Genomic DNA, 23,757 nt, shown 5'->3' with positions numbered 1-23,757 from the left:
ACCAACCTATAGGTTACCTGCTTACGCGTAATAATCTATACCCGAACGATAACTTGTTGCGTTATTCGACACTAACAGGCTCTCTTCTGCCGAAATTTCATCCATCTCAGACAAGCCATGGCCGTGTCCCTCGGCTTGCTCGCCATCACCACCCTGCTCTTTACCGCCTTGAGAGACATTACTGTCGGTCAGCTGCATCCCCTGCTCGGCCAGTAGCTCCCGCAGACGTGGAATGGCCTGCTCAACCAGATCCCGCGTCTGGGTCTGAGTCACATGAAATTGCACCTGAGTCTGATCCCCCTGCACCTGAACTCGAACCATCATGTGGCCAAGCTCGGGCGGATCCAGGCGAATCTCAGCCTGCTGCACGCCTTGGCTCACCATGGCGACCAGCTGCTGACGCATCACGGGGGAGAACTTTTGGATCATCTCCTGCATCTGAACCACAGGTTCACCCTGAGGCTTGATAGACATCTGATATTGCGGGATGGCCTCGCTTCTTGCCCCCTGTAATCCCTGTAGCGACAAGCCATTAATCTTAGTATCAGGTGCAACATCGACCACCTCGCCAACCTTTGATGACATGGCAACGGAGAGGTTAGCCTCCCTCAAGAGCTCTTGCGCCCCCTTGGCATCGCCACGGGCTTCGGCAAGTTTGCCAACATTGTTTTGTGTCTGCTCGACGGCTAGCTTGGCTTCACCCAACTTAGATTCACCGAATTTGGCCTCGCCCAATATGACTTTAGCCCCTTTGTCATCGACCGCAGCATCTAAGCCGTTCGCCTTCATGACAGAGCCTAAGCCCCCTTGGCTGGACTCAACTTGAGCAATACCTGCCTGACCAATACCAGCTTGGCTGATTTGAGAATCACTGGCACCGCCAGCCATCTGTGATGATCCAACTTGAGAAGAAGCCGCCTGGGTTTGCGATTGACCGGCCAGGGCGGCGAGATACTGCTTGGCGTCACTGATCAGCGCCGCGAGATTTGCCTCATCGGTCTCTGTTGCCTTGCCTTGGCCCTGACCCAGCTTTACTTTATCAGTCACACCATGAATAAGCCCCTCTAGCATCTGGGGCGGCAAGGCCATCAATTCATCCTCGGACAAACCAGTCTGGGCCATCACCTCATTCAGGGCGTCATCGGGAAGATGTGCCAGGATAGCCTCGCTACCTACTCCATTAGGATTGATAACCGGCTGAATATGATCGTCCCCGGCGCCAGGCTTAAGTGACTCGCCTATGCCTTCTAGCACTTCCTTTTCACCGGCGACTTTATCCTTAGCCCCTTTTACAAAGGTAGGAAACAGCTCATTGTCGGCTGGAGACTCACCATCACCTTCACCCAGCGGCAAAATAACGCCGTCGGCGGCAAACTCCGCCTCATCCCCTAACTTGTTGGCAAGCTGGATCTGCGCCAGCACATTGGAGACATCGTCGCTCTCTTTGTCCTGATCAGAGTCCTTAGCTTGCTTAGCATCGGCCTTGTTGACGCTATCGCCAGCTGCCAGGTTATCGGCCTGGCTTTGCGGGCGAGCTTTCGCCTGTGAACTCTTCTCATCCTGACTGCTTACCTTAGCCAAAGCCTCTGAAAAACCTTTGTTTTCTGACTTTGACTCGGCAGTCGCATCGGACGAACTGGGCAACACCCCGCCTTTCTCTTTGCCGGACTCTACATTGGATAGGAGTATCTGGGTCATCTGTGGCATGCTTCCTCCAACACTCATTTGGGGCTCGCTAAGTTCACGTGCCGCCCGAGCGTCAATTATTCGCTGTCGCTATGGACTCAATAGCCCTTACTAACCAAAATCTAGCAATAAAAATGCCAAGTTATTAACAACTAGGATTAAAAAAGACGCGGTTTGATAAGAGAAGCCTAAGGGGAAAAAAGCGGCGAATGTCTCCGCAGCTCTCATCGATGGGCTAGGTTTAACGAGTGGACTGGCGGAAGAACTGCTGAGAGGCAAACTCGTCGATCATCTTTTGTTCCTGTTTAACCTCAAATTTTTGTTTGGCCTCGGCCTTATGGCTCAACAACAACTCGACCGCCTTGCGCTTTTGTTGCTTGCCCTGCCAATATTCCTGCGCCTTCACACGCTGCTTGTCGGTTTCGGCGACGGCGAATACCTGCTTGTCGATCGCCTCATCGATTTGACGAATGAACTGATGAAATTGATGATAACTACTGGCGGCAATCACTTGCCCCTGTTTACCTTCCATCTGTTTCATGTAGTCCAGACGGTACTGCCGAAGGGCATCGAGCTGCTGCCGGCACTTATTGAGGGTCAGCTGCACACCTCGAAGCTGTGTAGCCGCAGCTTCCTCTGCATCGAGGGCTAACTTGAGTACTGTCTCTAAGGGATCATGTTTTGCCATGGCAGTTTCGCTCTCGGATTAATGCCAGACTAGACCTGACACTGGGCACTTAACTGCCCCAGCATCAAGGCGCTGGAATCGAAGCTGATGGCCTCCTTCATGGTCTGTCTCAAGAAGGCATTCATGGCAGGCTGCAGCCGTATGGCGTTATCGATACGTGGGTCGCTCCCCTGAGTATAGGCACCGATAGAGATGAGGTCGCGATTCTGTTGGTACAGAGAATACATCTGCTTCACCCGGCGCGTCGCCTCCAGATGAGCATCACTGATCACCATAGGGGCCACACGGCTGATAGAGGCCTCGACGTCGATTGCCGGGTAATGACCCGAATCGGCTAACGCCCGCGATAACACGATATGACCATCGAGGATCGCCCGCGCCGCATCGGCGATCGGATCCTGCAGGTCATCGCCCTCGGTCAGCACGGTATAGAAGGCGGTAATTGAGCCCTGGCCGGCGCCGCCATTACCGGCGCGCTCCACCAGCTTAGGCAGCTTGGCAAACACAGAAGGCGGATAACCTTTAGTCGCAGGAGGCTCACCGACCGCTAGGGCGATCTCACGCTGCGCCTGGGCGTAACGGGTCAGGCTGTCCATCAAGAGCAGCACGTTATAACCCAGATCGCGAAAGTACTCGGCGATGCGGGTCGAGGTCTCACAGGCCCTTAAGCGCATCAGCGGCGAGGTATCGGCGGGCGCCGCCACCACCACGCTGCGGGCGCGTCCCTCGGCCCCCAAGATCTCTTCGATAAACTCTTTGACCTCTCGGCCACGCTCCCCGACCAGGCCTACCACGATCACATCGGCCGTGGTGCCACGGGTCATCATGCCCAGCAGCACACTCTTACCCACACCCGAACCGGCAAACAGGCCCATACGCTGGCCCTTACCCACGGTCAACATGGCATTGATGGCGCGCACCCCCACATCCAAAGGTTCGCTGATGGCGCGGCGCGCTAGGGGGTTTAACATGGTGGCGTGGCGAGTGGCTCTCTGATCGGTATGCAGCTGGCCCAGGCCATCTATCGGCGCGCCATTACCATCGAGCACGCGTCCAAGCAGGCCCATGCCGACGTTCAGCCCGGTCTGCTCACCCAGTGGCGTCACCTTGGCGCCAGGCATCACCCCACTGAGCTCCTCGATGGGCATCAGATAGAGTAGCTTGTCGTCGAAGCCGATCACCTCGGCGATCAGATCCCCAGCCATGGTGGCTATGCTACACAGGCTCCCCACGGGCGCCTTGCAGCCGGTGGCCTCCAGGGTGAGGCCCACCACCCGCACCAGCTGGCCCGAGGCCTCGGGCATAAATGGCGCGACCGCCTGGGTATGATGTCTTAGCTTATCAAGTAGTCGGCTTTGACGTGTCTTCATCTGGGCTCGTCTCTTGCGGTGCATCACTAGGTATTGGCTGTTCGCCCAGCTCTAACTGTGTCGAGGTGTCGACAGCGGCCTGGCTTCTAGTTTCCTGAGTATCAGTTTCCTGGCTGTCAGTTGCCTGGCTACCTGTCACCTTATGGCCGCCCTGTGCTGCCTCACCATCTTGGGGTTGAGGCTCGGAGACCTTCTCCATGGCGGCAAGCTGTTGCAACCTCTGCTGCTCCAGGCGCTCTTCACTGGCAACCAGCTTATCGAATACGGCTTTTATTCTATGCTCAAGGCCCATATCGACCCGGCTGCGGCTATTACTCACTATGCACTCGCCGCGGCTCAAGGTCGGGTCGGCCTCTAATTCCCATCGGTTTCTCGTCAGCTGGGCGCTCTCATAGAGTCGCTCGACAATCGCAAGGTCTTCAGGGTGTAGACGCAGATGGGCCCCCTCCTCTTTGAGCGGCAGCGCGTCGACGCCTTGACGCAGGGCCGCCAGAATATGTTCGGGGTGTGTCTTTAACTCATGGCCGATCACCGCCTTGGCCAGCGTCATGCTCAGTTGTACCAAGGCTTGTTCGATTTCGGTATCGAGCAATGAGAGTGGCATTGATAGCTGCTGCATCAAGGCTTCAAATTGAGCAATCGTCTGTTTCGCCTCGGTAAGGCCGGCCTCCATTCCCTGAGCTTCGCCTTGACGATAACCTTCCTCATGCCCCTGCTCTAATCCTTGGAGTCGACCCTCTTCCAGCCCTTTAGCCATACCGGCTGCTTGGCCCTGGGCAAAGCCTTCGGCCTCGGCCTCGGCCCGGATCGATTCTATCTCTTCCAAGGTGGGCGGCATCACAGGCTCATCGACCGCCTTGGCCGCCTTTTGCGGGGCGATGCGCCCAAACATATTCTCCTTGGGCTCATCCACGGTAGGGGTTACATCGGGCAGCTGCCAATGGCTAAAATCGGCTTGGGTCCCTTGTGTGTCTTGGCCCTCTTGGGCTTTCTTGTCGCCAGACATGGTCATTAGAGGAACTCTTCTCCGCCACTACCACCAAGTATGATCTCTCCTGCGTCACTCAGACGACGAGCGATAGAGAGGATCTCCTTCTGAGCCACTTCCACTTCGCTGATCCGTATTGGGCCCATGGCCTCGAGATCGTCTTTAAGCAGCTCGGCGGCGCGCTTGGACATGTTGCCGAGGATCTTCTCTTTGAGTTGATCGTCCGCCCCCTTGAGGGCCTTCATCAACACATCCTGCTGCACTTCACGCAGCAAGGTCTGAATACCCATGTCGTCGACATCGGCCAGGTTTTCGAAGACAAACATAAGATCTTGGATCTGCTGCGCCATCTCTTCGTCTGTCTCGCGCATGGTCTCCATTAGCTGGCTCTCGACGCCCGTATCCAGGTAGTTCATGATATTGGCTGCCGCCTTCAGGCCGCCCATCTTCGCCGCCTGGGCACCGCCCTGACCGGCAAACTGTTTCTCCATGATGTCGTTAAGCTCTTGCAGCGCCGCCGGTTGTACCTCTTCGAGGTTGGCGATGCGCATCATCAAGTCGAGGCGGGTATTTTCGGGCGCCTGGGCAAAAATTTCGGCCGCCTGATCCGGCTCCAAATATGACAATACGATGGTCTGGATCTGCGGGTGTTCGTTTTGAATGATGGTAGCGACCTGACGGGCGTCCATCCACTTGAGCGACTCAAGCCCCTTGGCGCCGCCCCCCATGATGATCTGCTCGATAAGGTTACCGGCCTTATCTTCACCCAAGGCTGCCGTCAGGGCATTACGCACAAACTCTTCGCTGTTGAAACCGATAGAGGAGTATTTCTGTACCTCCTCCAGAAACAGCTTGTGTACGCCAATCACCTTGTTTTGACCAAAGTCTTTCATGGCGGCCATCGCCATACCCACCTTCTGGACCTGCTTAGGCTCGAGGTGTTTTAAAATCGAGGCGGCATCGGCTTCGCTGAGGCTGAGTAGCAGGATGGCGGTCTTCTCGATACCGGTCAGATCTTTGGTGTTAAACTCACCACTGGCTGTGTCGATCTCTTTCTCTTTACTCATTTTCTTGTAACCATCCCTTGACGACTTGCGTAGACAACTCAGGTTCGTTGGCCACCAGTGCACGTATGGCCTTTATCATATCATCGTCTTTGTGCAGATCCGGTATCAAAATTGACCCGTCGTCGGCGTAGCTGTATTCCGCATCGGGACGATTGAGCATGCCAAGGGTATCGGCGGCATACTGATCCTCAATTTCTGCTAACTCGTCACCCAAAGAGGGGGCATCCGGCATCTTCTGTCCATCGGGATAGATCAGACGCTTGAGCATAGGACGTACCACGAACAGTATGAGTACCAGGATGATAAGCCCCCCCATGACCAGCTTGATGGCGCGCCAGAACCAAGGCTCTTCGTAGATGGCCAGTGCCGGTGCTTCTTCAACCAGTTGGTCCATGAAAGGCACAGTCACGACTTCTATCATGTCGCCGCGCTGGGTGTTGAAGCCTACCGCGCCCTCGAGCAGACGACGTATGTTGCTCAGCTCCTGCTCGGTACGGGCGACGCGCGTCACCTGCCCGTCTTCACCTGCCGGCCCGGTCTTAAAGTCGACGGCGACAGACACGCTAACTCGTCTGACGACTCCTACCTGCTGACGAGTATGACTGATGGTGGTATCGAGCTCATAGTTACGGGTCGCCTCTTTGTGGCTAGAACCCGGCATGCTTTGCTCCTGCGAATTCGCCCCCGTGGCTTGCTGAGGAATATTAGCTTCCATCGGCGGTTGGTTACTCAGCGCGCCGGCAATGCCACCTGTGCTAGAACCGATGGAATTATTCTCGACCGTCATCTCGCTGCGCACCGCCGGTAGATCCGGGTTGTAACGCTTGGCGGTCTGCTCGACAGAGGTAAAATCCATGTTCACGTCGACCTGGGCGGTGAAGTTCTCCGGCCCCAGAATCGGCATCAGAATCGATTCAATCTTGGTGCGGTATTCGGCTTCCTTCTGCTGAACGAGCTCAAGCTCGCGTCTCGCCCGCGCCGAACCTGCGGTTTGGCTGCCAGAGTTTAACAGGCGGCCGTTAGAGTCTGTCACCGTGACGCGAGTCGGCTCGAGGCCGTGTACCGCCGAGGCGACGATATCCACGATAGAATCGACCTCTTCCTGACCCAGTCCACCACGACGGGTGTTGACCACCACGGTCGCGCTCGGCTTAGAGCGATTGCGGGCAAATACGTTCTCTTTAGGAATGGCCAGGATCACCTTGGCGCGGCTAACGCTCTTTAACTCTTCGATGGTACGTGCCAGATTTTGCTCCTGGCTGTTCTTGAGTCTGGCGGCTTCCATGCGCTGGCTGACGCCAAAGCCGCTGTCTTTTGACAGGTAATCGTCACGACTCGGCGAGTTATCGATACCGGCACGGCTCAGCATCATCTTGACGTCTTGGTACTGATCTTCCGGCACCTTTAACACATCGACATCGATCTGATAGTTGACCTTGTTCTTGTCCAGCACATCGAGAACCTGCACCATCTCCTGGGTATCCATCTTACCCAGCGGACGGTATTCGGGCTCCTGGGCCCACAACATGACGAAGACGGCCAATGCCAGACAGATCGCCAGCGCCAGGATCATAGTGATCTGCCTGAGCATGTCGACACCGCCAAACATTCCGCCGCTGGGCTTATGTTCTTCTTGTACGCCGCCTGCCACCATATCCTGTGTTGTGCCAGCGCCAGTTCCGACTACCATATCTGTGCTCACGATAAATACCTGCCGTTATCTTTCTTAATCTTTAGGGGATCCATGCCTAGACAGGCATACTCATGATCTCTTTGTAGGCTTCCACCAGCTTGTTACGTACCTGAACAGTGGCCTCAAATGCCACGCTGGCCTTTTCTCTGGCAATCACAGTGTCGGACAGGGTCACTCGGGTATCGCCCATGTCCAGGCGTGCCTGTAAGGAGGAGGATGTGGCCTGCAGCGCGCCGACATTGCCTACGGCCTCGGACAAGAGGCTGCCAAAGTCGCTGCCGCTGGTGTTCGCCACCTGCTGAGTGATATTAGGTGTGATCCCATTGGGCTTGATCTCGCCCGTGAGTGTCTGCATCTCTTGCAGTAATGAATTGGCACCTATCTGCATCTTGGCCTCCGCTATCGTCGTGAAATTGACGAAATCTATTCTTATTCAGACCAATGCAATATGTTTGCCAAAAATAGAAAAAGCCGACAAACCCACTTTTACTGGGTGTCGGCTTATGATGAAAGGTATGCCCCAGCAACAGGGCTAGGCTATATGGTTCACAACCTATCAGGCCGGGATCTGAATCCCCATGTCACGCATGCGCGCCATCTTGTATCTCAGGGTGCGGGCACTGATCCCCAGTTTTTCGGCCACCTGTTTACGGCTGCCGTTACACTGATTGAGTGTCTCTAAGATGATCACATGCTCCTGGGCCTTAAGTTCATCCCCCAGGCCTTCTGGCTCGTTGGCTTTCTCACTCTCACCTATGGGCTCAAGTATCACATCCTGGGTATCGGTAACGATATCCTTGGCCGTGATAAATTCGCCTGTCTGCAAAATCAGGGCACGCTGTACCACGTTATCCAGCTCTCGCACGTTACCCGGCCACCTGTGGCCCAATAGGCGCCTGCTCGCCTGTTCATCTAGGCTTGGCGCCACGGCTAAACCGGCAGCCTTGGTATGGCGCAACACTAAGTGTCTCGCCAGCGGCAAGATATCTGCCGGGCGTTGATGCAGCGCCGGCCAAGTCAGCGGGAACACATTGATGCGATAGTAGAGGTCTTCCCTGAAATCGCCCTTGGTTGCCATGGCTTTAAGGTCACGGTTCGAGGTCGCCAGCACGCGCACATCGAGTTTGATGGTCTTACGGCCACCGAGACGTTCGACTTCCCGCTCCTGCAAGACCCTGAGTAGCTTGGCCTGCAGCCCAAGATCCATCTCGGAGATCTCATCGAGCAAGAGTGTGCCTCCCTGGGCCTGTTCAAACTTGCCGGGACAGGCCTGATAGGCGCCGGTAAAGGCGCCCTTCTCATAACCAAACAGGGTGGCTTCGAGCATATTTTCCGGGATCGCGGCGCAGTTTATCGCCACAAAGGGCTCACCAGCCCGCTGACTGTGTTGGTGAATATAGCGGGCAAGCACCTCTTTACCCGAGCCGCTCGGCCCCATGATCATCACGGAGGCATCGGACTGGGCCACCTTCTGCGCCAGCGCCAGGAGCGCCAGACTGCGTTCGTCGGCGACCACAGGTTGATCTTCAATTAGCTTAGGTTTGAGATAACGCGACACCTGATTAAGTAACACCTCAGGCGCGAAGGGCTTCGCCAGATAGTCCACCGCGCCAAGTTTAATGGCGCTGACCGCATTGTCTATGGTGGCAAAAGCCGTCATCAATAGGATGGGGGTCTGGGCATTATGCTGCTGAAGATAGTTTACCAGGCCAAGGCCACCTATCCCCTCCATCTGCACGTCGCTGATCACCATATCGAAATCCTGCCCCTTGAGCGCGAGGATAGCCGCCTCGGCAGATTCGACATCGACGCATTCATACTGTGCCAGCAACAAGGTATCCACCAGGGCTTCGCGCAGCGCCGCGTCATCTTCAACGAGTAATATCTTGGCTTCAGCCATGGCTTACCTCCAGCCTAGATTCGGCCTCAACAGCCGGCAGGTTAAACGAGGCGCGACATCCCTTTCCCGCAATACAATTGAGTTGCAGGCGGCCCTGATGATTGGCAACAACCGTCTGCACAACGGCTAAGCCCAGGCCAGTCCCTTGCGACTTGGTGGTAAAGAAAGGTTCCAACACCTTCTCCTGCATGCCGGCGTCTAGCCCCTTACCGTTATCTATCACCTCGAAGGCAATAGAATCTGCCTCATCTTGGGCACTAAGCCAGATTTGACTGGCACCGGCCTCGAGGCTGTTCATCACCAGATTGTTGATCGCCGAGCTAAGCGCCGCCGCGTTAGCCTTAAACTGCTGCTGAGTATCGAGTTTAAGGTGCAGTTGACAGCCTTTACGCTCGGCAATCGGTTCGCAGTTGGCCATCACGCTAGTCATCACCTGCTGCATGTCGCAGACTTCGGTCAATTCCTGCTGACGCCCCTTGGCCATCAGCAACATATCGTCGACCTGTTGCGACAGCTCGTTGAGCCTGTCGATAAGCTTGCCCTGAAAACGCTCCCTCGAGGCCTGCGTCAACTTAGGACTCCCTAAGTTAGCCGCGTAGAGCAAGGCGGCCGACAACGGCGTGCGCACCTGATGGGCCAGACTCGCCACCATCTTGCCTAAGGCAGAGAGGCGTTGCAGATGAGACAGGTTCTTCTGCAGTAGTCGGGTTTCGGTCAGATCCGTCAGTACGATCAACTGACCTGGCTCAGGGGTTAAGGGGGTGATAGCCAGCTTTACCCTGCGGCCGTTTTTCAATGATACCTCATGACCATCGTCATCTTGGGGCGAGAAGGCGCGATTGATGACTTGCAGCCAGCGCATGCCAGCCAGGGGCTGCCCCAGCAACTGCACGGCAACGGGATTGGCGTCGGTCACTATGCCATCGCCATTGAGAATCACCACGCCCGATGGCATGGCCTGGAGTATATGTTCCATGCGGCTGGAGATGGCATCGTTTGCCACCTCGCCGCCCGCGACTTGGGAAGGAGCCAGAGCTACCTGTGCCTGCGCTGTATATGCCACCTTTGGATTCGCGGCCATAACCACTCCGTCAATAATTTGCTACTAAGCAAGTTAATGCAGGGAGCATGCCAACTAAAAGTTCATAATTAACAGTGGATTATGTGTCAGGAATGACAAAGGCCCAGAAATGGGCCTTTATTAGATGAGATGAGCAAATGAGAGCTCGAAGCCGGAGTTAATCCTTACTCATGCCATACTTGCGCATCTTCTCCACCAGTGTGGTGCGACGGATCCCCAGCATCTCGGCGGCGCGAGCCACCACGTTGTCCTGCTGATCCAGCGCCTGGCGAATCATGTCGATCTCAAGCTCGGCCAACAGGTCCTTGAGGTTCACCCCTTCGGGTGGTAGTTCACTAGGGAAACGGCTCTCGGGAATATCGACCGCCACCTCATCGCTAAAGATAGAGGCCAGTGCATCACGCTCCAGCTCCTCTTCACTGACCTGCACCTGATATTCAGGCACGTCGATATGACGGTATTTAAGGGGGAGGTCATTAACATCGACCAAGCCACCTGGATAGAGGATAGTGAGACGCTCGACCAGGTTAGACAGTTCACGCACGTTACCCGACCAGCTATGTTCCTTGAGCGACTCAATCGCCCGTTGGGTAAAGCGCACCTTGCCACGCCCCTCGTTGTAGACTCGGCTGACCAACTCCTGCAGCAAAAGCGGGATATCGTCTTTGCGCTCACACAGGGCGGGCATCTCGACAGGAAACACATTGAGGCGATAGAAGAGATCTTCGCGAAACTCGCCATTGGCGATCATGGTCTCTAGCTCTCTATGGGTCGCCGCGATGACGCGCACATTGGTATGGATAGGTTTGCTGCCACCGACACGCTCGAAGACGCGCTCCTGTAGCACACGCAGCAGTTTTACCTGCATCTGCAGGGGCATGTCGCCTATCTCATCGAGAAACAGGGTGCCCCCTTCGGCGAGCTCGAAGCGTCCCTTACGGGCACTGATTGCGCCGGTAAATGAGCCCTTCTCATGACCGAACAGCTCACTCTCGAGCAATTCTGGCGGAATGGCGCCACAGTTTACCGGGATGAAGGGGCCATCACGGCGATCGGAAATATAGTGGATATTGCGTGCAACCACCTCTTTGCCGGTACCAGACTGACCTAGAACCAATACGGTGGCATCGGAACCGGCCACCTGGTTGATCAGGTGACGCACCTGGGCGATGCCTTCACTGCGACCAACCAGGCTGCGAAATAACTTGGTCTGGTTACCACTGGTAGGTATATCCGGACGCTTAGCCTGCACAAACACCTGGCAAAAGTGCAGCAGCTCGGTCAACTGAGGATAATTTAACGGCTCTTCAATACAACCTAATACATTGCCTGCCGTCACGTCGCCATTAGAGCCTAACAACAAGATGGGTTGCCAAGGCATTGAGGTGGCAATAGATTGCAACAAGGTCTTAGATTGAGCCTCTTGTGCAATGACAAGTGCTCTATAGCGGGTATTCGACATTCGAGATTCGAGTCTGTCGACGGCAAGCAACTCTACCTGCTCACCAAGAAACTCAAAAACACAAGATAAGCGATTAATTCGCTCTGACTGATTACCGACAAGTAGAATTCGTTGATCTGTTTGCATCATTTAAGAAGGCCGTAAAGCACTCAGTGTTATTCGCATTAATTATTAGTGTTAGTTGCTTCGAAAGCGAGATAATCATTTTAATCCAGTTTTCCAAAAAATGACTATCACACGGAATAGTGTATTATCAGCAGCACATTAGCAAGTATCAGATTCATTTTCTGACTAACTCATCTGATTTTAGAGCAAATTCTCAACGTATCAAGCATCAGGCGCCAATCGTTTGACGCCTGACAAAAAGTTGTTGTTCAGAAAGATAGTCGAGACGATTAAATTGCCTCTGTGTGTGACGCTAGATGGTGCTCATTTTGGGGAATGGCGTCCCACCCTTCCTTGATGGTACGGATGATTTCACTCACATCATCGATCGCCTGCACATCGTTATTCATGTTGGCCTCAGAGAGCTTACGCAGCATGAAATCATAGAGGTCGCTAAGGTTACTGGCGATCTCGCCCCCTGCTTCCATATTCAGGCTGTTGTTGAGTCCGGTAATGATGCCAATGGCCTTGCCGATATAGATACCCTTGTTCTCTATATCATTGTTTTCTATTGCATAACGACTCTGTGCCAATCGTTGAAGCGCACCTTCAAACATCATCTGAATGATACGGTGTGGTGAAGCGACAGAGATTTCGCTCTCTAAAGACACCTTGCGATATGACTGCAGTGACTTTCTCATAAAAACCTACCTTTCTGCATCTATAGACTTGTAAACATTAAGTTGGCGCTGACTCTTACGTCCGACATGCAGTAATTCCTGACGATGCTTTAACAGGTTTACGGCCTGCGTGGTAAAGCTGCTGGTCAATTCCAGCTGGGACTGTAATAGGGCCCTGTCTTCCTCTTTAGGTGAGGCGAGCACCTTATCGAGTAAAAGTTGACGCTGACCAACCAAGTCAAGCAAATTTGATACCAACTCATCAGCATCTTCCTGTTCGGCAGGTATTTGTTCCAGATGCTGCATGACCTGAGTAATGTCTTCATTTAACTTATCTAAAGACTCCAATGCACTTCCTTCTTGCAACACTATTGATTAGCCCTTCTGAGAAATCACGCCAGGCAGAGAATTCAGCCCATTAACGATACCAGCAGACTGTTGATTTAATTTACCGACAACCAGGTCCATCGCATTAAATTGCTTAAACAGACGGGCTTGTAACTGTTCCATTTTCAGAGAAAAGGCTTCACGCTGCTCATCTAAGCGCTTCTTATCGGCGGTATAGGCATTGTTGCGAGAATCGATCAGGCCGCCACTCTTTACGTAACCATTGACCAAGGAATCTAACCTATTAGCCAAACCTGTCGTATCGGTTGCAAATAGGCCTTCGATACTGCTCATATCTTCGCTGATGGCTTTGTCCAGCTTAGTGCTATCGACCGACAGCTTACCGTAGCGATCCGCCTCGATACCGATATCATAGAGGGCTACCGACTGTCCGCCTCCCAGATCGATGCGATTAGAGATCATGTTGCGCATCTGAGATTCGATCGAACGTATCATCGAATCCCCCTGGAGCGCCGAAGCTTTCTCTTTGTCGGCATCATAGGACGAAACCTTGTCTATGGTGCTCATCAGGCTGTTATAGGCGTCGACAAAGCCCTGAACATTTTCTTTTACGGCGTCTTCGTCTAACTCAATCTTAAGTACCGAGGTCTTATTAAGATCGGCATCGGTGAGATTCAGTGTCACACCGGCAATGGCATTCTTGATTTCATTGGTTTGCGACTGTAGCTTCTGGCCATCGATGTAGACAATCGACTCTTTAGCGGCCTGTACTTCGCTTAAGTTGCCCGCGCCAAACATGTCGCTAAGGCCTGTACCAGTTGTATCTGTGGCGGTAACACTGATGTTGTTATCCGTCCCTTCGGTATCTGAGCTGATCACCAGACGGCTACCGCCATCTGTGGTCACTATGGTAGCAGTCACCCCGACATTGTCATCGGCGCTGTTTATCTTATCGGCTATGGCCGATAGTGAGTCTCCAGCGGCCACATCGACCGAGAAACTTTGGCCGTTGACCGTGAAGCCCAAGCTCCCCTCACCGACCGCGGCGCTGGCATCGGCCGTGAAGGCACCAGCCACCTTGTGACGCTGGGCGAGTTGCTCAACCACTATGTTATAGCTACCCGTCTGCGCATTCTTATCGGCAGTGGCCGTAAAGTAGCTACTGTCACCGGTTGAAACCTGACGTTGGTTTAAGCTGCTACCATCTTTGAGTTTTTCAAGCGCATCCTGAAAACTAGACAGTGCACTCTTTAGCGAGCCCATGGCAGAGACTTTCGCATCTATGGTGTCTTCTGTCTTATTGAAGATCGCTTCTTTGGGCACCTTCTCAGCATCAACCAGCACCCCCACAATCGTGTTGATATCAAGCCCTGAACCTATGCCTGTTGCTGTTAATGCCATAACTACCTCTACTCAACGCCGGCTGAAGCTTAAGCTTCAGTTTTCATTAATAATCCAGTGACTTCAGAAAGTTTCTGCGCCAACTTCAATGCTTCTTCGTTTGGAATTTGACGGATAACATCACCCGAATCAATATCCATAACGCTAACAATATTTGTGCCAGAATCTTCGTCAATCTTAAAGGCTAATCCCTTGCGCATCACAGACATCATATTTGACATCTCTTCGACCAGCTTCTGCATAGCTTCTGGCGATTGCTCTTCGGCCTCTGCCGCTTCGGCTTGATTGCTCTGCTCGACTGCCTTTATCGAACCTTTAGCTAATTCCACATCCTCTGCCGCATTTGCTTTAACGGGCGTCATGCCTATATCAATTTTAGCAGCTGTAGCATTCGATGAATTAACGGTATTAATATCCATGACCTGTACCTCTACTTCGTTAATTTATCCTTAAAATCACGAAAGGGAGATCCGTCGCCGAACCTCCCTTATCTTCATCAAACTCGGTCTAACCCATTACTCTATTAGAGTAGTGATAGGGCAACCTGTGGCAGCTGGTTAGCTTGAGCTAGCATAGCTGAACCGGTTTGCTGAAGCACTTGGTTCTTAGTCATAGCAGAGGTTTCTTTCGCGAAATCCACGTCTACGATACGGCTCTTAGCGTCGGCTACGTTAGCCTGAGTGTTAGCGCTGTTGCTGATGTTGTGCGCTAGACGGTTCTGAATCGCACCAAGTTCTGCACGCTGTGTATCAATAGTGGTGATTGCCGCATCGATAGCTGCTAGAGCCGAACCACGGTTTGCAGAAGTCGCGTTAGTCAGAGCATTAACACCTAGAGAGGTCGCATCTGAAGTGCCCACCTTAACAGTGATATCTTCGCCGTCTTGGTGACCAACCTGGAAGCTCTTACCTGCTGAGAAAGAACCATCAAGCAGCTTGGTGTTACCAAATGCAGTGTTGTTACCAATTTCGGTGATTTCTAAGGCCAGCTGATCCATTTCAGCTTTCAGAGCGGCTAAGTCATCTGCGCTGTTCGCACCGTTTTCAGACTGGATAGTCAGGTCACGCATACGTTGCAGCATGTTAGTCTGCTCTTGCATTGCACCTTCAGAGATCTGCGCGATAGAGATAGCGTCGTTAGCGTTACGCATACCAACTTCAAGACCACGAACCTGAGAGTTCAGACGGTTCGAAATCGCAAGACCGGCAGCATCGTCTTTCGCACTGTTGATGCGAAGACCACTTGATAGACGCTCCATAGAGGTCGCTAGGTTGCCGCTAGAAGCATTTAGGTTTTTCTGTGCTTTTAGAGATGTTACGTTAGTGTTTACTGTAATAGCCATAATCGATTCCTCTTTATACCTGGCTTAAAACTAAGCCTGTCTACTTAAGCCAGGCCGGTCTTACTGGGTTACAGTATATTTAGCGGCAGAGGGTTTTCGATCTTTAGAAAATTTTTTATAAAAAATAGGCTATTTTTTATAGCTGTTATATATCAATAGCTTAACGCGCGAAAAAGTAACAAAAACGGTGCAAAAACTAGTCTGCACCGTTTCTTGTCGACTAACCCAGAGGCATTAACCCAGTAGTGACAGGGCAACCTGAGGCAACTGGTTAGCCTGGGCGAGCATGGCAGAACCTGTCTGCTGCAGCACCTGATTCTTGGTCATGGTCGAAGTTTCTTTAGCGAAATCTACATCCACGATACGACTCTTAGCATCGGCAACGTTGGCCTGGGTGTTAGCGCTGTTACTGATGTTATGGGCCAGACGATTTTGCACCGCACCTAATTTGGCGCGCTGAGTGTCAATCACCTTAATAGCCGCATCAATCTTACCGATGGCAGCATCTCGGCCAGCTGAGGTTAACACAGTAAGGCTGTTCACCGACAATACACCGGCGTTCAACGTACCCACAGAGATAGTGACATCTTCACCATCCTGGTGACCTACCTGGAACAGCTTACCGGCAGAAAACTCACCCGTCAGCAACTTGGTATTACCAAAGGCAGTACTGTTACCGATCGCCGTGATCTCTTCTGCAAGCTGGTCCATCTCATCTTTCAACGCTTGTAAGTCGGCAGTGCTGTTGGCGCCGTTTTCAGATTGAATCGACAGATCACGCATACGCTGCAGCATGTTGGTCTGCTCTTGCATCGCACCTTCAGAGATCTGCGCGATAGAGATAGCGTCGTTAGCATTACGCATACCGACCTCAAGACCGCGAACCTGAGAGTTCAGACGGTTCGAGATCGCAAGACCCGCAGCATCATCTTTCGCACTGTTGATGCGAAGACCGCTCGACAAACGCTCCATTGAGGTTGCCAGGTTTTGAGAAGAAGTATTTAGGTTCTTCTGCGCCTTCATCGATGTGACATTGGTATTAACATTAATAGCCATTGTGTTTTCCTCTTCTTGGTTGCACTGCCAAGACGTTGAGCTTGGCTAATAAATTAGAAGTTAAGTTTGTCAAAGGCCTGAGCCCGTTTAGATATAATCAAAAAGTGTCGTCGACCCGACTTTGCTAAACACACTCGATACGGCATTTAAGGCCAACTGTTGTTTCTCGAGCTCAGTTATCGCCGAGGCATAATCCAAATCTTCCAGCATTGAGAGCGCCGAACTGTTCACCAGTTTCTCTTCCACATGGGTCGAACTGTAACGCTCAATCTGCTTCAAGCTATTACCGGCTTCTCCCCGGGCAATGCTCAACTGATTGACACCACTATCGATATTATTCAACATCTGTGCCAACTCAGCTTTACCTTGGGGAGTATTCACCTTATTAGGATCTTCGAGCAGAGTGATTGCCTGACTGATGGTATCGAAGACGCTCACCTGGGATTGCGGCGTGATACTAAAGGTATCCCCAGGGGCAGGCTGGCCATCGAGTTTCACCTCGATACCGCTGAAGCTAATAGGATCGGCGGCATCGAAACCAGGAACCGTCGTGACCAGAGTCGCGGACGAATCTCGAACCTCAAGGGTTGTACCATTCATGGTAAAGCTATATGTATCGAGTGCGGCCGGGTTACTGTTAGTAGCGCTCAGCACCCGAAAATCTCCTACCTGACCCGTCGAATAATTGGCGCTAAAGTCGCCAAGGCCGGAAGGTCCATTCATAAAGGCTTGATCGCCTGGGATATTCGTCCCTAGGGTGACGCCAGATGCCACTATGGCTTCGCGCACCCCACTGTCACCGCTGTAGACCACGTTACCGGCCGCATCAAATGCAAAGGGCTGCTTACCGGTTTCATAACCTGAAAACATATAGTTGCCCGATTCATCTTTGGTATTGGCCACCGAAACGAGCTCCTCCAATGTACCCTTAAGCTCATCGGCAATCATTTGCCGCTCAGAATCCGACAGGCTGCCATTCACTGCACGCAGGATCTGCTCTCTAACCGAGCCGGTTAGGGTTTCTGCCGTGCCGAGCTTGCTCTCGGTCAAGGCCAGACGGTTGGTGGCATAGTCGATATTCTTCATAAACTGATCGACCAGGGCGTTCTGCTGATTCAGGTTATCGATACCGATAGCAGCCACAGGGTCGTCCCCAGCAGTATTCACCCTCTTGCCGCTGGCAATCTGATCGATGATCTTGCTGGTCGCCGATTGCTTGTTAAGCACACTGTTGATGTTCTGTTGAAACATCTGCGCCGTTGAGATCCGCATAGTTAAGGCTCCTATCTCACCGAACTAAAGAGGGTGTCAAAAATTTCTGTGGCCGTGGTCATGATCCGGGCCGATGCCTGATAAGACTGTTGAAAACGCATCAAATTGGCGGCCTCTTCGTCTAGGTTTACGCCCGACTCACTCTGCACCCGGGTATAGGCCTGGGAATAAACGGCTTCGGCCGAACCAAAGGCCACCTCGGCCGCCTTTGCCTTACCGCCCACCTGCAACTTGGTATTTTCATACACATCCGCAAGGGTCGAGCCGCCACTGTTCATCAGCTTGGTTTCCGCGAGCTTAGCCATGGCTACTGCGTTGGTGTTATCTCCTTCGGCGAAGCTGAGATCGAAGGTAAATCTGTCTGTGGCCGGTGCGCTGCTATCCAACTCGAAGGTGAAGCCATAGGCACTGATAGATGGCGGCGTAAAGGCTGCCGGGGCGCCGAGAGAGTTGCCCGCCGCATCGAACACCTCGAAGGTATTTGCCGCGGTATCAATCTCAAAAGTCAGCTCGCTGCCGGTTAGGGGAAAACCTGCTGCGCTGCGATTATCTATGCTCACCAGCTTCACCTGGGTATTGCCAGAATTAGCAGCATCTTGGGTTATCTTAGGCGCGGCGGCGGCTATCTCCTTGGGATCTGTCATCACCACCTTGATGCCAGCTGCGGCGCCCGATGTCGGACGGATCTCGAATCTGTCCCCGGAGGCCATGGCGCCAGAATCGATATTGATGCTAAAGCCGTCACCACCGGTCAACTGACTGCCATTTAAGGTAAGTGGCGTCACGGTGCCTGTGTCTAGATCCTTAAGCTCATAGGTGGCCGGCGCGGTAAAGGTCAGCTCATAGCTGCCACCTGACAGGGCATTTACATCATCTATGTTTACCCTTAAGGCCGCATTGCCCGTGTTGTTCTCATAAGCACCGGCGCGGCCAACTGACATGGCAGGATCGTTAATATCGAGAAATAGGTCGCTACCCACCTGGCCGTTAAGATCAAAACCTGCCGCCTGAGCCTGATTAAAACTGTCGGCAATCCCCAACGCCAGCTGACCCATCTCCAGCTGCGCCGGGATCAGTGTCTCGTCGCGAAATTGGAACAAGGCGCCTAGACTGCCACCCATTTTGCTAGGGTCGACCACTAAGGTCTGATCGCCTGCCGTGGTGGTAATGCGCAGCTCGCCGGCATAAGGGTCACCAGTGGTCGATCCCATCTGCATCGAGACTTCACCAGAGACCAACATCACGGCGCCGCCGAGCATGATACTCTTGGCACCCGATTCTAGCGGGATCACATTTACCTGAGCATATTCGCTGAGTTCTTGGATCAGGGCGTCCTGCTTATCGAGCAGCTGCATGTCGGCGCCCTGAGACTTCATCAGCTCCTGGTTGATGTGGCCAAGTTCAGAGCTGATCTCGTTGATGCGATCCGTCACGGCCGAGATCTGATCGTTGGTCTGTTTCATCTGACCATCGAGTTGCGACTGCATCTGATTAAGCGCCTTGGCTATCTGATCGGCATTGCCCAGCAGGCTACCGCGAATGCCCATATCATCAGGCAGATCCGCCAAACTATTGAGTCCGGCAAAGAGATCGTTAAGGCTCTGAGGCACAGCCTTACCTATCTGAGAAAACAGCTGGTCGAGCTCGCTCGTCTTGGTCTGTGTGGTCTGCGCCTGACTCAGCGCCGTCTGACCAATGCGCAGCTCGCGCGCGGCATACTCGTTATAGATCCGCTTCACGTCGGTAATATAGGTACCAGCGCCATAGAAGCTGTTGCCAAGGCGCTGGGATTCCAGGCTAGACTGCTCGGCGACCTGACGGTGATAACCCTGGGTATTGGCATTGGTGATATTGTTACTGGTTACCGCCAGCTGCGACTGTGAGGCAAGCACGCCGGTACGGGCGATATTAAGCAGATCCATCGACATTATGCTTCACCTCTTGTTGCATTTGCTTCAAATTGCGCACTCATCACTTATCACTCCCCACTCATCACTTGCCAAGCATGCCGGCGCCGAGCTCTTTATTTACGGCTTGAGTTACCGTCTGCATCACCTTGATCACCTTGTCTGCGTAATCAGGGTCTGTGGCATAACCGGCATCCTGCAGGCCACGGATAAAGGCGGCAGGGTTGGCGGCCTTCTCCATCGCATCCTGATAACGAGCGCCTTCGGAAATGAAAGAGACGAAATCGTCAAAACTTTGTTTAATATCTTGATACACCCTGAAATCGGCGCGTTGCTTCACCGCAACCCCATGTTCAAATTCCAGGGTACTCACGCCAGCACGCTCGCCTTCCCAGCGGCGATCGGCCTTGATGTTAAATAGGTTATTGCTGGGCTGACCGTCTGCGCGGCGCACCATCTTCTGTCCCCACCCCGTCTCGAGTGCCGACTGGGCAATCAATACCTCGGGGCGAGTGCCCAGGGCCTTAGCCGCCTGCTCGGCGTGAGGGTAGACAGCCTTGACGAACGCCTCACGGCTCTCAAAACCTTGATTTGCCACCCCGGTTGGCGCCTGGGACGGCAAGACCTTGCCGCTCATCACCTCATCGAGTATCTGTAGCATTGGTTTTTCAGAACCGTCGGCACCGTTAGCAGCAAATGGCTTAGGCGCCGACTTTGTAACCTGACTCTCCATGCCGCCCCGCAGCACGGAAGCCGGCGTTAGCTGACTCGTCTGCGGCGAGAGCTGCTGCACCATGAGATCAGCAAGACCCAACATCCCCTTGTCCGACAGATTGACCGACATCTGTTGATCATGCATCTGCTCGTAAAACTTGGTGTATTGGCTGTTCATGGGGCTATCGGACTCAAACACCGCATTGGCATCACGCATGCTTTTCATCAACATCTGCACGAAGATGCCTTCAAACTGCTGCGCCACCTCTTTAAGCGCCGCCTTGTCATCTTTCTGCGCCTTGGCACGTAGGGAGTCCAGACCCCCTATGTCCAAGAAATGCGATGCGTTTGACAGCTTATCCATGTTGAGTCCCGATGCCTTGGCGACGACTAACTCGCCTGCGACAAAATTTAGATGATGATAAGCTCACCATGCAAAGCACCTGCCACCTTTAACGCTTCTAAGATTGCTAATACATCCGAAGGTGCGGCGCCGACCAGATTCACCGCCCTGACCAACTCATCTAAGGTAGTGCCAGGGTTGAACAGGAACATGCGGTTGTCTTCTTCGGACACATCTATGGTGCTGTCGCTGGTAACCACGGTATTGCCACCTGCCAGCGGATTAGGCTGCGACACCTGGGTCGCCTCGGCGATGGTTACCGTCAGGCCGCCATGGGTCACCGCCGCAGGAAGTAGCCGCACGTCTTTGCCCACCACTATGGTGCCGGTACGAGAATTGACGATCACCTTGGCCGATTCAGATGCCGGTTCCACCTCGATATTTTCCAGCGTCGCCAGGAAAGAGACTCGCTGGGAGACATCTCGCGGCGCGCTCACCTGCACCGAGGCGGCATCCAGTGGACGAGCCATCCCTGGGCCCAGGAGATCATTGATAGCATCGGCGAGACGCTTTGCCGTCGAAAAATCGGCGCGGCGCAGATTAAAGGTCAGATGATCGCCGGTGGAAAATGGCGTCGCCACGGTACGCTCGACGATGGCACCATTGGGGATACGACCCACGGTCGGCGTATTTTGAATCACCTTAGAGCCATCGAGCCCTTCGGCGCTGAAGCCGCTGACCACCATGCTGCCTTGGGCAATCGCGTAAACATTGCCGTCGACCCCCTTGAGGAAGGTCTGCAATAGTGTGCCGCCGCGCAGGCTCTTAGCCTCACCCAGGCTTGATACGGTCACGTCCAGTGTCTGCCCCGGCTTAATGAAGGCGGGCATGTCGGCACTCACCGCCACCACGGCGACGTTCTTGATCTTAGGACGGAAGTTATCGGGCAGATTGATACCGAAGTTTTTCAGCATGGTCTTAAAGGTCTGCTCGGTATAACGTGTCTTCTCGCCTGTGCCCGGCAGGCCAACCACCAGACCATAGCCAATCAGCTGGTTGCTACGCACCCCTTGCACGTTGGCGATATCTTTGATGCGCTGGGCCGAGCTGACGCTTGAAAACACCATCAGGGCACAGGCCAATATTATTTTCATCTTCATGGCATCGCTCCTTAGAAGGGCCACCAGTCGCTCATAAAGAACTGACTCAACCAACCCACCTTCTGCGCGTCGGCAAAGGTACCTGTACCGCTGTACTGAATACGGGCATTGGCCACACGCTGAGAGTCTATGGTGTTGTCGGGACGGATATCTTGCGAGCGTACTATGCCGGTGAGCCTGACAAACTCATCGCCATTATTGATGGTGATCCACTTCTCGCCGCGGATCACCAGGTTACCGTTATTCAGCACCTGCATCACGTTGGCCGATATGCTGCCCGACAGGCTGTTACTCTGGTCGGCGTCTGATTCACGCTTGGTGTTCATGCTGTCTTTGTAGCGCAGATCGATAGGCGAGCCGCTGATGGTGACGTTGCCGCCACCGGCATAGATGGGATCCAGCGTCAGATCTGAGCCCTTCTTTAGCTCGTTGTTGGCGCTCTTCTTAGCCTTGGTTGACTCTTGCAGGATCACGGTAATGATGTCGCCAACCTTAAGCGCCTTGATGTCCGAATAGAGGCTTGAGGCCTGACTGTCCTGATACATGGAGCCCGTGGCGGCGATCTTGGTCGGTGGCGCCTCGGGATACACGGGAGCATAATAGGGATCATCGGCGATCGGCTTCTGGTTGGTTGAGGCACAGCCCACCAACGCCAGCGCAACCCCCAAGACAAGTGACTTAGTCATATCAAACCTCTACAAATTCTGATTGACGTAAGAGAGCATCTGGTCGACGGCCGAGATCACCTTAGAGTTCATCTCGTAGATACGCTGACTCTCGATCAGGTTCACCAGCTCTTCGGTCACGTTAACGTTGGAGGTTTCGAGCGCCCCTTGACGAATGGCACCCATGCCATCCAGTGAAGCCGTGCCCTGAATAGGCGTGCCGCTGGCACCGGTTTCCAGATAGAGGTTCTGCCCCATAGGGTCCAGGCCGCTCGGATTGATAAAGTCTGACATGCTCAGCTGGCCAACCACCTGGTTTTCCGCAGCACCAGGGGTCTTTACCGACACTTCACCTTCTGCAGAGACGGTAATGCTAGTGGCATCATCAGGGATGGTGATGGCTGGCTGCAGCACATAACCCGAACCCGGGGTCACTATCTGCCCGGTATCGTCCAAGGTAAATTGACCGTTGCGGGTATAGGCTGTGGTGCCGTCGGGCAGCTGCACCTCGAAGAAACCCGGACCTTCGATCATCAGATCCAGTGAGTTATCTGTGGTCAGCATATTGCCCTGGGTGAACATCTTCTGAGTCGCCACCACCTTGGTACCCGCACCTATGTTCAGGCCGTTGGGTAGCTTAGTGTTAGAGGCGCTGATCCCCCCCGCCTGGTTGACGGTTTGATAGAGCAGGTCTTCGAAGACGGCTCGGCTCTTCTTGTATCCAACTGTGCTCGCGTTCGCCACATTGTTGGAGATCACCGAGATATCTGTTTGCTGGGCATCTAAGCCAGTCTTACTAATCCATAACGCCGGATGCATAATCTATCTC

General features: G+C 53.5%; 22 protein-coding genes. All 22 read right to left on the bottom strand.

The window, feature by feature from the left end:
• Positions 1-21: 21 nt before the first annotated feature.
• The 22 genes from L2731_RS12535 to flgG all read right to left on the bottom strand — a co-directional run bounded on the left by L2731_RS12535 (position 22) and on the right by flgG (position 23,747).
• Positions 22-1,707 (bottom strand): flagellar hook-length control protein FliK, encoded by a 1,686-nt coding sequence (locus tag L2731_RS12535; RefSeq protein ID WP_249253416.1) that lies wholly within the window; start codon positions 1,705-1,707, stop codon positions 22-24.
• A 220-nt stretch (positions 1,708-1,927) separates the two neighbouring features.
• Positions 1,928-2,374 carry a flagellar export protein FliJ gene (fliJ, locus tag L2731_RS12530; protein ID WP_249253415.1) on the bottom strand — a complete coding sequence of 149 codons (447 nt, stop codon included), beginning with the start codon at positions 2,372-2,374 and terminating at the stop codon, positions 1,928-1,930.
• Between the two features lie 29 nt (positions 2,375-2,403).
• Positions 2,404-3,744 carry a flagellar protein export ATPase FliI gene (gene fliI / locus L2731_RS12525; RefSeq protein ID WP_041510639.1) on the bottom strand — a complete coding sequence of 447 codons (1,341 nt, stop codon included), beginning with the start codon at positions 3,742-3,744 and terminating at the stop codon, positions 2,404-2,406.
• The gene (gene fliH, locus L2731_RS12520; RefSeq protein ID WP_249253414.1) at positions 3,716-4,756 is read right to left on the bottom strand and encodes a flagellar assembly protein FliH; all 1,041 of its coding nucleotides are present in this window, start codon (positions 4,754-4,756) and stop codon (positions 3,716-3,718) included. The genes fliI and fliH overlap by 29 nt, the downstream gene beginning before the upstream one ends.
• Positions 4,756-5,799 (bottom strand): flagellar motor switch protein FliG, encoded by a 1,044-nt coding sequence (gene fliG, locus L2731_RS12515; RefSeq protein ID WP_041510637.1) that lies wholly within the window; start codon positions 5,797-5,799, stop codon positions 4,756-4,758. The genes fliH and fliG overlap by 1 nt, the downstream gene beginning before the upstream one ends.
• A complete protein-coding gene (gene fliF, locus L2731_RS12510) occupies positions 5,792-7,489 on the bottom strand; it encodes a flagellar basal-body MS-ring/collar protein FliF (protein ID WP_239850056.1) in 1,698 nt (565 codons plus the stop codon). Before fliF ends, fliG begins: the two co-directional genes overlap by 8 nt.
• A 58-nt stretch (positions 7,490-7,547) precedes the next feature.
• A complete protein-coding gene (gene fliE, locus L2731_RS12505; protein ID WP_041510635.1) occupies positions 7,548-7,880 on the bottom strand; it encodes a flagellar hook-basal body complex protein FliE in 333 nt (110 codons plus the stop codon).
• A gap of 168 nt (positions 7,881-8,048) precedes the next feature.
• Entirely contained in the window at positions 8,049-9,392 is a 1,344-nt protein-coding gene (locus L2731_RS12500) for a sigma-54-dependent transcriptional regulator (protein ID WP_249253413.1), read from the bottom strand.
• Positions 9,385-10,473 carry a sensor histidine kinase gene (locus L2731_RS12495; RefSeq protein WP_249253412.1) on the bottom strand — a complete coding sequence of 363 codons (1,089 nt, stop codon included), beginning with the start codon at positions 10,471-10,473 and terminating at the stop codon, positions 9,385-9,387. The genes L2731_RS12500 and L2731_RS12495 overlap by 8 nt, the downstream gene beginning before the upstream one ends.
• A gap of 157 nt (positions 10,474-10,630) precedes the next feature.
• Complete coding sequence (locus tag L2731_RS12490; protein ID WP_011865163.1) at positions 10,631-12,064, bottom strand: sigma-54 dependent transcriptional regulator; 1,434 nt, start codon at positions 12,062-12,064, stop codon at positions 10,631-10,633.
• Between the two features lie 266 nt (positions 12,065-12,330).
• The gene (gene fliS / locus L2731_RS12485) at positions 12,331-12,741 is read right to left on the bottom strand and encodes a flagellar export chaperone FliS (protein WP_011865162.1); all 411 of its coding nucleotides are present in this window, start codon (positions 12,739-12,741) and stop codon (positions 12,331-12,333) included.
• A 6-nt stretch (positions 12,742-12,747) separates the two neighbouring features.
• Positions 12,748-13,068 (bottom strand): hypothetical protein, encoded by a 321-nt coding sequence (locus L2731_RS12480; RefSeq protein ID WP_239850053.1) that lies wholly within the window; start codon positions 13,066-13,068, stop codon positions 12,748-12,750.
• Positions 13,069-13,095: 27 nt separating this feature from the next.
• The gene (gene fliD / locus L2731_RS12475; protein ID WP_239850052.1) at positions 13,096-14,469 is read right to left on the bottom strand and encodes a flagellar filament capping protein FliD; all 1,374 of its coding nucleotides are present in this window, start codon (positions 14,467-14,469) and stop codon (positions 13,096-13,098) included.
• A 29-nt stretch (positions 14,470-14,498) separates the two neighbouring features.
• Positions 14,499-14,888, bottom strand: a complete 390-nt coding sequence (locus tag L2731_RS12470) for a flagellar protein FlaG (protein ID WP_041510628.1) — start codon at positions 14,886-14,888, stop codon at positions 14,499-14,501.
• Positions 14,889-14,992: 104 nt separating this feature from the next.
• A complete protein-coding gene (locus tag L2731_RS12465) occupies positions 14,993-15,811 on the bottom strand; it encodes a flagellin N-terminal helical domain-containing protein (protein ID WP_041510627.1) in 819 nt (272 codons plus the stop codon).
• A 234-nt stretch (positions 15,812-16,045) separates the two neighbouring features.
• Complete coding sequence (locus tag L2731_RS12460; RefSeq protein WP_041510626.1) at positions 16,046-16,867, bottom strand: flagellin N-terminal helical domain-containing protein; 822 nt, start codon at positions 16,865-16,867, stop codon at positions 16,046-16,048.
• Between the two features lie 87 nt (positions 16,868-16,954).
• Positions 16,955-18,139, bottom strand: a complete 1,185-nt coding sequence (gene flgL / locus L2731_RS12455; protein WP_249253411.1) for a flagellar hook-associated protein FlgL — start codon at positions 18,137-18,139, stop codon at positions 16,955-16,957.
• A gap of 11 nt (positions 18,140-18,150) precedes the next feature.
• Entirely contained in the window at positions 18,151-20,067 is a 1,917-nt protein-coding gene (gene flgK, locus L2731_RS12450; protein WP_249253409.1) for a flagellar hook-associated protein FlgK, read from the bottom strand.
• Between the two features lie 64 nt (positions 20,068-20,131).
• Positions 20,132-21,124, bottom strand: a complete 993-nt coding sequence (flgJ, locus tag L2731_RS12445) for a flagellar assembly peptidoglycan hydrolase FlgJ (protein WP_249253408.1) — start codon at positions 21,122-21,124, stop codon at positions 20,132-20,134.
• Between the two features lie 47 nt (positions 21,125-21,171).
• Positions 21,172-22,263 (bottom strand): flagellar basal body P-ring protein FlgI, encoded by a 1,092-nt coding sequence (locus L2731_RS12440; protein ID WP_041510623.1) that lies wholly within the window; start codon positions 22,261-22,263, stop codon positions 21,172-21,174.
• Between the two features lie 11 nt (positions 22,264-22,274).
• Positions 22,275-22,949, bottom strand: coding sequence for a flagellar basal body L-ring protein FlgH (gene flgH, locus L2731_RS12435; RefSeq protein WP_249253407.1), 675 nt, complete (start codon positions 22,947-22,949; stop codon positions 22,275-22,277).
• 9 nt (positions 22,950-22,958) lie between these two features.
• Positions 22,959-23,747: a flagellar basal-body rod protein FlgG gene (flgG, locus tag L2731_RS12430; protein ID WP_011865151.1), complete on the bottom strand. Its 789-nt coding sequence runs from the start codon at positions 23,745-23,747 to the stop codon at positions 22,959-22,961.
• Positions 23,748-23,757: the final 10 nt, after the last annotated feature.

It is taken from the genome of Shewanella aquimarina, assembly GCF_023349185.1.
Lineage (GTDB): Bacteria > Pseudomonadota > Gammaproteobacteria > Enterobacterales > Shewanellaceae > Shewanella > Shewanella aquimarina.
This window is presented reverse-complemented; position numbering and strand designations above follow the sequence as displayed.

Coding starts and splice junctions, on each gene's coding strand:
- fliS (WP_011865162.1), bottom strand. CDS start 12,741: ATGAGAAAGTCACTGCAGTCATATCGCAAGGTGTCTTTAGAGAGCGAA.
- fliJ (WP_249253415.1), bottom strand. CDS start 2,374: ATGGCAAAACATGATCCCTTAGAGACAGTACTCAAGTTAGCCCTCGAT.
- fliF (WP_239850056.1), bottom strand. CDS start 7,489: ATGGTAGTCGGAACTGGCGCTGGCACAACACAGGATATGGTGGCAGGC.
- fliH (WP_249253414.1), bottom strand. CDS start 4,756: ATGACCATGTCTGGCGACAAGAAAGCCCAAGAGGGCCAAGACACACAA.
- fliI (WP_041510639.1), bottom strand. CDS start 3,744: ATGAAGACACGTCAAAGCCGACTACTTGATAAGCTAAGACATCATACC.
- L2731_RS12495 (WP_249253412.1), bottom strand. CDS start 10,473: ATGGCCGCGAATCCAAAGGTGGCATATACAGCGCAGGCACAGGTAGCT.
- flgG (WP_011865151.1), bottom strand. CDS start 23,747: ATGCATCCGGCGTTATGGATTAGTAAGACTGGCTTAGATGCCCAGCAA.
- L2731_RS12465 (WP_041510627.1), bottom strand. CDS start 15,811: ATGGCTATTACAGTAAACACTAACGTAACATCTCTAAAAGCACAGAAA.
- flgJ (WP_249253408.1), bottom strand. CDS start 21,124: ATGGATAAGCTGTCAAACGCATCGCATTTCTTGGACATAGGGGGTCTG.
- flgH (WP_249253407.1), bottom strand. CDS start 22,949: ATGACTAAGTCACTTGTCTTGGGGGTTGCGCTGGCGTTGGTGGGCTGT.
- L2731_RS12440 (WP_041510623.1), bottom strand. CDS start 22,263: ATGAAGATGAAAATAATATTGGCCTGTGCCCTGATGGTGTTTTCAAGC.
- fliG (WP_041510637.1), bottom strand. CDS start 5,799: ATGAGTAAAGAGAAAGAGATCGACACAGCCAGTGGTGAGTTTAACACC.
- fliD (WP_239850052.1), bottom strand. CDS start 14,469: ATGGCATTAACAGCAACAGGCATAGGTTCAGGGCTTGATATCAACACG.
- flgL (WP_249253411.1), bottom strand. CDS start 18,139: ATGCGGATCTCAACGGCGCAGATGTTTCAACAGAACATCAACAGTGTG.
- L2731_RS12500 (WP_249253413.1), bottom strand. CDS start 9,392: ATGGCTGAAGCCAAGATATTACTCGTTGAAGATGACGCGGCGCTGCGC.
- flgK (WP_249253409.1), bottom strand. CDS start 20,067: ATGTCGATGGATCTGCTTAATATCGCCCGTACCGGCGTGCTTGCCTCA.
- L2731_RS12490 (WP_011865163.1), bottom strand. CDS start 12,064: ATGATGCAAACAGATCAACGAATTCTACTTGTCGGTAATCAGTCAGAG.
- fliE (WP_041510635.1), bottom strand. CDS start 7,880: ATGCAGATAGGTGCCAATTCATTACTGCAAGAGATGCAGACACTCACG.
- L2731_RS12470 (WP_041510628.1), bottom strand. CDS start 14,888: ATGGATATTAATACCGTTAATTCATCGAATGCTACAGCTGCTAAAATT.
- L2731_RS12460 (WP_041510626.1), bottom strand. CDS start 16,867: ATGGCTATTAATGTTAATACCAATGTCACATCGATGAAGGCGCAGAAG.
- L2731_RS12535 (WP_249253416.1), bottom strand. CDS start 1,707: ATGCCACAGATGACCCAGATACTCCTATCCAATGTAGAGTCCGGCAAA.